Raw genomic sequence first — 11,893 nt, forward strand, 5'->3', positions numbered from 1 at the left:
CAAAAAACAAGTAAAATGCGAAGTTTCTCACACTTTTTTTAACAAAATCAAAGTTATTGCTTGAAAGAAGAAGAATCCATCGTTAAAATAAAGCTTGACGTAGAGGGGAGCAAGAAATATGAGAGATTTTCAATTGGGGGCTGCCACCTATTTAAAAAGTGTAGCCATTCGGGTGAAAGACCGAGATAAAATGATTGATTTTTACAAGAACGTTGTTGGCTTTGATTTGAAAAGAGAAGAAAACGAATTAGCCATTTTAGGAACAGAAGAAGCTGGAAGTGAAATGTTGCTGCTGGAAGAAAGTCCTAGAGCGAATGATCACATGGGGGAGATCAAAAAGCTGAACCGTTTCTCATTGATTATCCCTAGCACAGAAGAAATGGCAGATATTCTTTGCCGTATACGTAAAAAGAATTATCCAATCAAAGAAGCTTTAGAAGATCATGGACGTATGGGGATTTTACTCGTAGACCCCGAAGAGAATGAATTAGAAATTTACCATGAAGAGAATAAGAGTGACCAAAGAGAAGTTCCAGAGACGATGGATCAAGAAGCGTTGTTAAGAAAATCTGAAGAAAAATTCAGTAAACTATCAGCAGGATCTTATTTTGAAAAAATCCATTTAAATGTTACTGATTTAGCAAAAGAACGCCAATTTCTTAATCGTGTCCTTGGTTTGAAGGTACATAATGAAGAAGAAGGCATCCATGTATTGAATGAAGGAGATTTCCATGTTGGATTGACAGAAGCAAGTGGTGGTGCCATCGATTTGCCTACAGATGAAGTGATTGGCCTTGATTTTCTGAAATTCATGATTGATACTGAAAGCATGGAAGGACTGATTGCTCACTTGCAGCAATTATCAGTCGATTTCTTCTTGGACAAAAAGCATACAGTACTCACAATCTATGATGCCATAGGAATCGAATGGTGGTTCGTCAGTGAGCCAAAAGAAAAGAATAAAACTGACATTCGATGCGACGCTTAACTTTTTCTTTCTTAACGATTGTCGCATGTCTCGTCATTTTATGAACGGTCATACTATCACTTGTTCTAGAGATAGAAAGAGCAAACAGTATACCGAATGAAACTGCGTGGTTTTCCGCGCAGTTTTTTTGTGTAAAAAGGTTGATTCCTCATAGATTAAGCTTTAAGCTTGGACTGTAAGAATCTGACAGAAAAGCAGGAGAAAAAGATGTACCCACAAACGAAACAGCTTATTTTGAAAAAAATGGAAGAAGGATTTTATCCAGGTGTAGCAGCCGCCTTCATCAAAGAAAATCAAGTAGAATCATTTACAGCTGGCTTTGCCCAAGTCGTTCCTGAAAAACAGCCGATGACAGAAGATCTGTTGTTTGATGCAGCATCACTGACGAAAGTCGTTGCAACCACTTCATTAGTTTTGCGTCTATTAGAAGATGGAAAAATAGAACTCGATCAACCACTGCATAAATATCTTTCTGAATTTGAAAATCAGACAATCACTTTGCGTCATTTACTGACACATACTTCTGATATCAAAACATGGATACCAAACAGAGATGAGCTATCTCAGGAAGAATTGATTGCCGCTTATTTGAAGCTAGAACCAGGTGAGCAACTAGGAAAAGAAGTAAAATATACAGATGCCGGAACGATTCTTCTTGGATTGATGCTGGAAAAAATTTACCAAGAAACTGCAGTGGAAATCTTTCAAGAACAAGTATTGGAACCATTAGGAATGATGAACAGCTTATTTCTTCCTTTTCCTTCCAAAAAAATCGTTCCCACAGAACAACTGCCTTCGGGTGAGGTTTTGCGTGGACAAACTCATGATCCGAAAGCAAGAGTTTTAGCTGAACATGCAGGAAATGCTGGGCTCTTTATCGATTTGAACGACAGCATTACTTTTGTCCAAATGTATTTGAACAAGGGAAAAATCAGTAATGGTCGGTTTTTAGAAGAAGAAACGATTGATTCTTTGCTACAAGATCAAACTCCAGAAAAAAATGGCTATCGTTCTCTAGGGTGGGATTTAAAAAAAGATGTAGAAGACGGTCATGCGATTCTTTTTCATACTGGTTATACAGGTACGTTTTTCTTGATTGATATAAAAACACAAGAAGCGTTGATATTTTTGTCAAATCGCGTACATCCTGTCGATTATCGTGCGGAGTATCTCATATGTCGAGATGAAATTGTTGAAAAATTTTTGAAAGAGAAAGCGGTATTACAGAAATAATGCTATAATAGCTATGAAAAATGAGAGGAGTTTGAATTATGCAGGAACCTATGTTTTTAAAACCAGTTTTTCACGAAAAAATTTGGGGAGGAAGCCGTTTACGTTCAGTCTTCGGTTTTGATATCCCTAACGATAAAATCGGAGAAGATTGGGCGATCAGCGCGCATCCTCATGGTGTCAGTGTAGTAGAAAATGGCGAATTCAAAGGGAAAAGATTAGATGAACTATGGTCAGAACACAAGGAATTGTTTGGCCATCCTTCAGAACCAGTGTTTCCATTATTGATCAAGATCTTAGACGCAGAAGATGATCTATCTGTACAAGTACATCCAGATGATGCCTATGGGATGAAACATGAAGGTGAATTAGGAAAAACTGAATGCTGGTATATCATCGATGCTGAACCTGGTGCAGAAATCATCTACGGTCATCATGCAAAGACAAGAGAAGAACTAGCTGAGATGATCAAAGATGGGCGCTGGGATGACCTTTTGAAGAAAGTACCAGTTAAAAAAGGTGATTTCTTTTATGTACCAAGCGGAACGATCCATGCTATTGGCAAAGGAATCATGATTTTAGAAACACAACAAAGCTCCGATACGACCTATCGCGTGTATGACTACGACAGAAAAGATGCGCAAGGACAAACAAGAGAGCTGCATATCCAACAATCGATCGATGTAACAACTGTCCCTGCGAAAACACCAGAATTACAAATCAAAGAAGTCCGAAAAGGGAATTCATCAATCGTCACTTATTTAGAAACTGAGTTTTTCAATGTATATGAGTGGGATATTAAAGGAATCACATCTTTCAAAAAACAAGCCCCTTATACGTTGATGACAGTGATTGAAGGAGCAGGAGACCTTGTTGTTGACGGAAAAACATATCCATTAGAAAAAGGAACAAGCTGTATCATTCCAAGTGGCGTTTCTGAGTGGACGGTCCAAGGTGAACTAGCAATCATTGCGTCTGAACCAGGCAAATAGTTCCCAGATAGCTGAAAGCGGCAGACGGTTTTCGTTTGCTGCTTTTTCTACATAAAATCCGTCTATCAATAAATAGAAGTATGGTGAAAAAGATGGACTACAAATGGAAAGCAAACGGCAGCAGTCGAGTGTTTACGAAACAACTAAGAAAAGCCGGACACCACTTGAATGAAATGATCATGCCAAACCTAAGTCTGTTTATTGCTTGGGGAATCTTGTCATTAGTAATAAAAGGTGTGTCTGGCGATTTGCACGCCACGTTGGAAGAGGTAAGCCACTGGATGATTCAACTGCTTTTACCAATCTTGATCAGCTATTCAGGCGGAAAATCGGTAGGGGGACAAAAAGGGGCAGTCGCGGGCGCAATCGCTTCTTTAGGGTTGATTGCTCGTTCCGATGCCCCGCAAATCGTAGGAGCGATGATTATAGGACCGCTTGCCGGCATCTTGTATGAACAATTTGTTTCTAGATTTCATGCGAAATTCAGAGCTGGGTATGAAATGCTTGTCAGCAACTTACTAGTAGGGCTGATTGGTAGTGTTATTTGTATAATTGGAATCGTTTTTATTGAGCCAGCTTTAAATAGTTTCCACCTGTTGCTTGTCTCCGTCGTGTCTTGGCTAGTCAAAATGAATCTGTTGCCGCTTGTCAGTTTGATCCTAGAACCTCTAAAAGTATTATTTTTTAATAATGCAATCAACCATGGTGTGTTGACACCTTTAGGAATCGAATTCTCACAAGCAGTCGGACACTCTTACCTGTTTTTGATGGAGGCAAATCCGGGACCTGGTTTAGGGATCTTACTTGCTATCCTTTGTTTTGCAAAAAAACAGGAAAAAGTAAACGCAAGTGGAGCGTTGATGATCCATGCGATTGGTGGGATTCACGAAATTTATTTTCCGTTTGTCTTGTTGCGTCCATCTCTGTTTTTAGCTGTAATGGTTGGTGGAGCAAGCGGCACGTTGATATTCCAATGGTTAGATGCGGGATTAGCTACTCCTGTATCGCCCGGGTCACTACTCGTGATTTTTGCCAATACGCCTTATCCGCAACTAGCTGGGGTAAGCATAGGGATAGCACTCAGTACATTTGTAATCTTCATTTGTGCAACGCTGCTATTGAAATTACCGAAAAAAGAAAAAGGAGACAACACGGTCAAAGAAAGGGGAGAAATTTTGGAACTATCTACCATTCATTCTGTCGTTTTTGCGTGTGACTCAGGCATGGGATCAAGCGCTATGGGAGCCGCCCTACTGAAGAAGAAATTAGCAGCGGAAAAAATTGATCTCGCTGTCGGATACAGCTCTGTCTATGAATTGAACAATCAAGTAAATCAGCTTGTTATCGTCCAACATGAATTAGCGGATCTTGCAAGAGAAAAAGTACCTCAAAGTCAAATTTTCGTATTGGATCACTTTTTGGAAACAGATATCTTGCTGTCACGAATAAAAGAAGCGATCCACAAACCAAATTGGAAAGAAAAAAAAGAGAGAGTAGAAGTAGCAGAACAGAAAAAGTCGCTCGTCAACATTGTGTTTTTGTACAAAAATAATAGACGAGGTTCACAAACCATGGGCATGACGATTTTAAGTCAATTAGCAAAAAAAGAGAAAAAACAGTTTGTTATCTTAAAGAAACCAATCGAACAGCTCAAAATCCAAGAAGAAACGATTTATATCGCCCAAAGAGAACTAGCTGTAAATGAACAGCTAAAAGAAAAGATCCCTCAGCTAGTCTTAGTGGAACATTGGGTAGCTACGAATGAATACGAAAAACTCGTGAAGGGAGAAAAATAAGATGTACTTATCGCCCAGAGAAAAACAATTATTAGCAGAATTTCTCAGCAGTCCCTCACCTGTGACTATCCAAAAAATGATGAATTTATTGAAAGTCAGCAAGCGGACCATTTACCGCGAATTAGATAATCTTGAAGTCTCATTGAAATCGGTAAATGCTTCGTTGAAAAAAGTAGCAAGAGGTTCGTTTGTCATTGAGGCATCGGAAGAAGTAATGGAGCAATTAAAAGAAAATACAGATGGGAAAAGCGATGATTTGCCTACTGCTAAACGCCAACACGCAATTTTAGCCGAGTTGTTATTAACGACAGAACCGTTGAGTCTTGCCCATTTTATGGAATTATACCGCATCAGTAATACCACTTTTTATGCGGATATCAAACAATTGGAAGAAAGTATCCGCCAACTGCCTTTGGAAATCATTCGGAACCAAGGATATGAGATCGTAGGACCGGAAAAATACCGTCGGCTTCTAACAGCGAATGTATTAGAATTAGAAATCAATGAATATGAACTTTTTCATAGTATTTCTTTTGATTCATCGCTGAATTACTTTTTTCGATTCGTTGATCCGCAACATCTGTCTCTTGCACGCCAAGTAGTCGGGGAAGAATTGATCCAAAAAAAGACTAATCTAAGTGATAGAAAACTTGAACATTTGGTTTTGATGCTGACATTGACGATGGATCGTGTAACGAAAAATCATTTACTGACAAATGAGACGTATAATGGTCTGGCAAACAAAGAATTGCTTCAGACCGCTAAACGATTATTCTCACGAATTGCTTCTGAGACAAAACAACTTTATCCAGTAAATGAAATCGTCTTTTTTGCAGGATTATTAAATGACTTCACGAACTCATTTGATCAGAATTTCTTTGAAGAAACGTTCGATACACAGCTTGCTTATTTAGTAAAACAACTGATTCAAGAAGTAGGTGAAGAGACGAATGTCCATTTCTATGAAGATGAAACTTTGTACAAAATGCTTTTGACCCATTTGTCTGGTGTGTTTTCAAGAGCTGTTTTACAAGAAGAGACACTGACTAATCCGATTTTAGAAAAAATCATGGTTCAATATGAGGAAATTGCCAATGCAATCCGCCAAGCAGTAGAGCGGATTTTTCAAGAAAAGAAATTATCAGAAGAAGAGATTGCATATATGGTCCTTCATTTTGCAAATTCATTGGAAAAAAGTCCGAAAGAAAGCAATATCAGTATTGCAGGATTTTCACCAAGCGGCTTAGCTTCTACTAGCATGTTGGAACTGCGTTTGAAACGTTATTTTCCTTTCATTCAACAGATTCATTTCTATCGGATCGCTGATTTGAAAAAAATTGATTTACAAGAAGAATATGATATTGTTATTTCTACATCTATTCTACCAGGATATAATGGAACATATATTTTAGTCTCCCCGCTACTGCTGGAAGAGGAAGTCAAACAGCTAAAAGAAGCTTTTTCGCATATTGAGAAGAAAAAAAGGCAAAAAAATACGTATAACAGCAATAACGAGTGGATGCTAGAAGATACTTATGAGGAAACGATGCATTTCATGGAGCAAATCAATCAATTACTTGATCGTTTCTTTATTCAAGAACTAGATAACCCTGATACGGTCTCCGAAACGATTCGCAGTTTATTTCCTTATTTTCCTGAAGGACTAGTAACGGATGAAGAGTTGGTTCATCGCCGACTGCTTAAGCGATATGAACAAGCACCTATCGGAATTCCTCATACAAATATGGGGTTATTCCATACATCCAGCTCATTGGTTTCTAAACCGATCTTTTGTATTTTCAATTTGAAACAACCGTTGACAATTGACGGGATGGATAGACAGCCAGTCGATTTGTCCCGTATGTTAGTTATGCTGGCGCCTTCGCCAATCCAAGAAAAAGACGGGATTCTTTTAGGAAAAATCAGTGGAGCAATCATCATGAACGATTTGAACACCGAGATCTTCCGCTCAGGAAATAAAGAAATCGTTTATCAATTGTTAGCGAAAATCCTGATTGAAGAAATAAAGAAATGAGGGTGAAAAGATGATCCAGCTACCAGCAGAAAAAATATTGCTCGATCAATCCTATCAAAATTGGAAAGAAGCGTTGACCGAGATCGGTCAGTGGATGACCCAACAAGGGGGAATCAAACCGGCATATATCCAATCAATGATCGAAAGACAAGAAAAAGCGAGTGTCTATATCGGGAATTTCGTAGCCTTGCCACATGGGACTGACAAAGATGAAGAAGTAGTAGAAGAAGGAATCTATTTAGTCCAAGTGCCTGATGGTGTGGACTTTGGAACAAAAGAGGAACCAAAAATCGCGATACTCTTATTTGTAGTGGCTTTAAAAAAAGAACATCAGTTAGCTGTGCTACAAGATTTAGCATTTTTCTGTTCAGACATCGACCAAGTAATGGCGCTCAGTGATGCGGAAACCATTGAAGAAGTCCAAATGATTTTTGAACATGGACATATATAACCAATGTTCTCAGTAAAAAAGCTGCCTTGCATCAAGTAATAACTTCAACCATAGGAGACGGTGACAAGATTTTTGTCACCGCTCCTATTATTTTTGTGTTTTAATAACTCTTTTTTATATAGATAGCGCCCATACCTATGAATAATAGAACGATACTCCATGTACCAAGTGTCAAGATACCATTCATGAAAGTAACCTGTTCTGAAGCTAGTGGCGAGAACATATCTCCTCCTACGATCACATTTTGAAAATCAACATAAGAAGTTGGCAAGTAATGACTGATTGATTCTATCCATCCAATCGAAGAAAACAAGCGATACTCTGCTAAGAAAAGACAAAGAAGTGTACCTAAAAGATTGACTAGAGAATGTTCAAATAAAGCAGATAGAAGAAAACTGATTGTACTTAAAAAAAGCACCCACAACAACAGGAACAGAAAACTCTGGGAAAGATACACATACATCGGAAGGATTCGTATCTCCTGACCAATGATCGTTCCTACAGGATAACGGAAGTCTCCCAAACCATTTTTGATTACTACTAGTATAGAGACGAACAAAAATGGAATCACGAGACTTAGCATAGCTGCACCATAATAAACGGTAAAACGGATGCTATGTTTCTTTACTATACTATCCGGTAATAGATTGACTAGAGAGATTACCTGCTTTCTTTTTTCATAAGAGATGATCGAGGAAAGAAACAAGGCGGTTATACATAAAATCAAAAAACTAGAAATCATTCCTGAAAAAATATTTTCGTAGTAATTCGCTAAAGGGAGGTGCGCTGGCAAGTCAAAAATTGAATATCTTTGGATCTGATGTTCGTTCATATAACGGAGCAACTCGACACGTTTTTGTTGTTCAATGATTGGAATTCCTTGTCTTTGACCAGAAATCAGTCGATCCAGTATATCTTTTTCATAATGATAAGTTGCTTCGACCATTTCCTGGACATTCCCTGTGTTTTTTGCACGTAAAATTGCTTCAATCAGTTTGTTGCTTTTCTCTAAACTTTCCACAAATTCTTTCTCATTCTCATCTTCTTTCAACGTTTCAATCAAACGTTGCGTCTCTTCATAGTTATGATTCAGTTCATCTAATTCTGTATAAGCAAGTTCATAATCAAAAAAAAGTGGGAATGCAAAGAGCACGACCAACAATAGAGGAAATAAAAAGTTTACTTTGTTTTTTAGTAAGAGATTGCGTTCAAATGTAAATAAAGTCATAGTTACACCTCATACAATTTACGATAAATAGCTAAAATCTCTTCCATATTTGAGGATTCTGTGACGATTTCTCCATTTTTTAGAAAACATGCTTTAGAACAAATCGATTGGATATTCGCGATAGCGTGGGAAGAAAGAAGAATCGTCTTCCCCTCTTCCTGCCATTGTCTGATCAGCCTATTCAAGACATCAATACTTCCTGGGTCTAACCCGTTCAACGGTTCATCGAATAACATGACAGATGAATCACTGATCAAGTAAGCAGCAAGCAAGACATGTTGTTTCATTCCTAGAGACATTTTTCCAATCGGCAAAGTAAGGTACTCAGTCATCTTCAATCGTTGGAAAACAGTTTGGCATTCTACTTTGCTCTGCCAATAGTATTTGATCAAAGTCAAATAATCAACAGCCGTTAGATAGTCGGATAACTGATTCGTTGATTCTAGAAAAAAGAAAGACCGGCGGTAATCTGTATAAGCAGTAGGAGAGATGTTGTGAAGGGACAATTGATCATAAGTTGTTGGCAGCAGTTGGGCAATGCCATTCAGCAAAGTTGTTTTGCCAAATCCGTTCGGGGCAATCAAAGCAGCTACTTCTCCTGATTCTACTAAAAGATTCAATTGTCGAATCACACGTTTTTTACCACGTTTCATGTTCATGTTTTTGATCAGTAATGTCATAGATAGGCCTCCAATATAAATTTTAATATCATAATAAAACAAAAAATATTCAAATAAAATGCTGACAAAAGTTATTATTTATATATTATAAAAAAATTAAAATAACATTTTTATTTAAAAGTAAAGTTTGCTGATCCCAAAATTTTTTTATTTTGCTGATACCCTCAAACCTTTGGCACAAAGTTTCGTGCCAAAGTACGACTATTTCTCTTTTTAGTAAGCGGATACAATTAGAGTATCAAAAGGAGAGAGGAAGAGACAAAATGGAACGGACGATTCCCAAAAACAACATTTCGTTAAAAGCGAAGGTACAAAAATTAGGCAGTACCTTATCAAGCATGGTCATGCCAAACATTGGAGCACTGATTGCTTGGGGTGTGTTAACGGCTTTATTTATCCCAGATGGTTATTTGCCAAATGAAGCTTTTGCTACCATGGTAAGCCCGATGCTAACTTATCTGATTCCTTTATTGATCGGCTATACTGGCGGAAAAGTAATTGCTGGTGACCGCGGATCAGTTGTGGGAGCAATTGCAACGATGGGCGTGATTGTCGGAACAGATATTCCAATGATGCTAGGTGCGATGATCATGGGACCTCTTGGTGGATATGCCATCAAGAAATTTGATCAGCTGTTCCAAAAACGGATCAAATCCGGTTTTGAAATGTTGGTCAATAATTTTTCAGTAGGTCTTATCGGTTTTGGATTAGCGTTATTAGGTTTTTCTGCGATTGGTCCAGTTGTCGATGCATTGACTCAAGCAATGGCAAAAGGTGTAGAGATCATTTTATCTGCCCATTTGATTCCATTGACAAGTATTTTTATTGAACCAGCAAAAATCTTATTTTTGAATAATGCAATCAACCATGGGATTTTAACACCATTGGGAACTGAACAAGTAGCAGAGGCTGGAAAATCTATTCTATTCTTGCTTGAAGCAAATCCTGGTCCAGGACTTGGCGTATTACTTGCTTTTACTTTGTTTGGCAAAGGAGCAGCAAAATCTTCAGCACCAGGTGCCATGATCATCCACTTTTTAGGTGGGATCCATGAAATCTATTTTCCTTACGTCATGATGAAACCGTTATTATTCTTATCAGTTATAGGCGGAGGAATGTCAGGAAGTTTCATTTTCCAATTGATGGATGCTGGACTAAGAGCGCCAGCTTCTCCAGGATCGATCATTGCGATTCTAGCGATGACACCGTTCAATTCTTACCTTCCTGTTATTTTGGGCGTGATTGTTGCCGCAGCTGTTTCATTCGGTATTTCTGCAGTGATTTTGAAAGCGGATGCGAAAGATACAAATGAAGACTTTGAAAAGTCTGTGCAAGAGACAAAAGCAGCTAAACAAGCATCTAAAGGTGCCCAAGGTATTCCTCAAGGAACTGCGCTATCTGGCGTACAAAAAATCATTTTTGCTTGTGATGCAGGGATGGGATCAAGTGCGATGGGCGCTTCGATCTTGAGAAAAAAAGTACAGGAAGCAGACTTGCCTCAAACGGTGACTAACCAAGCAATCAGCCAACTGACAGATGACTCGAATACATTGATCGTTACTCAGGTCGAACTACAAGAAAGAGCAAAACAAAAAGCACCGAGCGCGCGTTTTGTCTCAGTAGAAAACTTTTTGAATTCACCTCGATATGATGAAATCATTCAAGAATTGAGCAGCAAACAGGAACCATCAGTTTCTGAAATCAAGAACGAGCCAACAGAAGAGTTTCTTTCAGCAAACATCAAGCAAATCAAAGAGATTCTACTTGTCCACGATGATCGTTCGGGATCAGCAACAATGGGGATGACCGTGCTCAAAGATATATTAGACAAGAACCATTTAACTATCCCGTTACGAAAAGTCAACATCCAGGAGTTAAAAGGGGAGCCTGATTCACTGATCGTAGCCAAAGAAAGTTTAGCAGAAAAAGCACAGATGGCTGCACCCCAATCCATTCATTTATCGGTTAATAGCATGGTCAACCCACAAAAATTTGAATCAATTGCACAATATTTGAAACAGACAGCTTAAGGGAGGAAAACAGCATGCAAAGTTTGCCATTCGACATGATCGAACTCAATCGATCATTTAAAACCAAAGAAGAAGCGATCCGCTATTGCGGTCAAAAGCTTGTAGAAGCAGGATGCGTTGATGAGGAATATATCGATGCCATGGTAGAAAGAGACAACATGTTATCTGTTTACATGGGGAATTTTATCGCGATTCCTCATGGAACAGATGAAGCAAAAAAATATGTGAAAAAATCCGGCATCTGTGTCGTACAGGTGCCAGACGGTGTCAATTTTGGTACGGAAGAAGAAGAAAAGATTGCGACTGTTTTGTTCGGTATAGCAGGAGTCGGCGATGAGCATCTGCAACTTGTACAGCAAATCGCACTTTATTGCAGTGATATGGACAATGTTGTCCAACTAGCAGACGCGCTCAGCAAAGAAGAAGTAACGGAAAATCTAGCAATTGCTTAAGGAGAGAGAAA

General features: G+C 38.5%; 10 protein-coding genes. 8 read left to right on the forward strand and 2 right to left on the reverse strand.

Annotated elements, in window-relative coordinates:
• Positions 1 to 118: 118 nt before the first annotated feature.
• The 6 genes from A5816_RS13100 (at position 119) to A5816_RS13125 (ending at position 7,492) form a co-directional block, all read left to right on the forward strand.
• Complete coding sequence (locus tag A5816_RS13100; RefSeq protein ID WP_010732944.1) at positions 119 to 988, forward strand: VOC family protein; 870 nt, start codon at positions 119 to 121, stop codon at positions 986 to 988.
• Positions 989 to 1,195: 207 nt separating this feature from the next.
• The gene (locus tag A5816_RS13105) at positions 1,196 to 2,221 is read left to right on the forward strand and encodes a serine hydrolase (RefSeq protein ID WP_086311501.1); all 1,026 of its coding nucleotides are present in this window, start codon (positions 1,196 to 1,198) and stop codon (positions 2,219 to 2,221) included.
• Positions 2,222 to 2,259: 38 nt separating this feature from the next.
• Positions 2,260 to 3,210: a mannose-6-phosphate isomerase, class I gene (manA, locus tag A5816_RS13110; protein ID WP_086311502.1), complete on the forward strand. Its 951-nt coding sequence runs from the start codon at positions 2,260 to 2,262 to the stop codon at positions 3,208 to 3,210.
• A 92-nt stretch (positions 3,211 to 3,302) separates the two neighbouring features.
• Complete coding sequence (locus A5816_RS13115; protein WP_086311503.1) at positions 3,303 to 5,006, forward strand: PTS transporter subunit EIIC; 1,704 nt, start codon at positions 3,303 to 3,305, stop codon at positions 5,004 to 5,006.
• Between the two features lies 1 nt (position 5,007).
• Positions 5,008 to 7,041, forward strand: a complete 2,034-nt coding sequence (locus tag A5816_RS13120) for a BglG family transcription antiterminator (RefSeq protein ID WP_086311504.1) — start codon at positions 5,008 to 5,010, stop codon at positions 7,039 to 7,041.
• 10 nt (positions 7,042 to 7,051) lie between these two features.
• Positions 7,052 to 7,492: a PTS sugar transporter subunit IIA gene (locus A5816_RS13125; protein ID WP_010732949.1), complete on the forward strand. Its 441-nt coding sequence runs from the start codon at positions 7,052 to 7,054 to the stop codon at positions 7,490 to 7,492.
• A gap of 100 nt (positions 7,493 to 7,592) precedes the next feature.
• On the opposite strand, the gene A5816_RS13130 is transcribed toward A5816_RS13125, so the two are convergent.
• Positions 7,593 to 8,720, reverse strand: a complete 1,128-nt coding sequence (locus tag A5816_RS13130) for an ABC transporter permease (protein ID WP_086311505.1) — start codon at positions 8,718 to 8,720, stop codon at positions 7,593 to 7,595.
• A 2-nt stretch (positions 8,721 to 8,722) separates the two neighbouring features.
• Positions 8,723 to 9,400, reverse strand: coding sequence for an ABC transporter ATP-binding protein (locus tag A5816_RS13135; protein WP_086311506.1), 678 nt, complete (start codon positions 9,398 to 9,400; stop codon positions 8,723 to 8,725).
• Between the two features lie 263 nt (positions 9,401 to 9,663).
• Between A5816_RS13135 and A5816_RS13140 the strand changes: the two genes are divergently transcribed.
• A complete protein-coding gene (locus A5816_RS13140) occupies positions 9,664 to 11,430 on the forward strand; it encodes a PTS mannitol-specific transporter subunit IIBC (protein WP_086311507.1) in 1,767 nt (588 codons plus the stop codon).
• A 14-nt stretch (positions 11,431 to 11,444) separates the two neighbouring features.
• Positions 11,445 to 11,882, forward strand: coding sequence for a PTS sugar transporter subunit IIA (locus A5816_RS13145; RefSeq protein WP_002291499.1), 438 nt, complete (start codon positions 11,445 to 11,447; stop codon positions 11,880 to 11,882).
• The last annotated feature ends 11 nt before the right edge of the window (positions 11,883 to 11,893 follow it).

This window comes from Enterococcus sp. 3G1_DIV0629 (assembly GCF_002141285.1).
Taxonomy (GTDB): domain Bacteria; phylum Bacillota; class Bacilli; order Lactobacillales; family Enterococcaceae; genus Enterococcus_B; species Enterococcus_B lactis.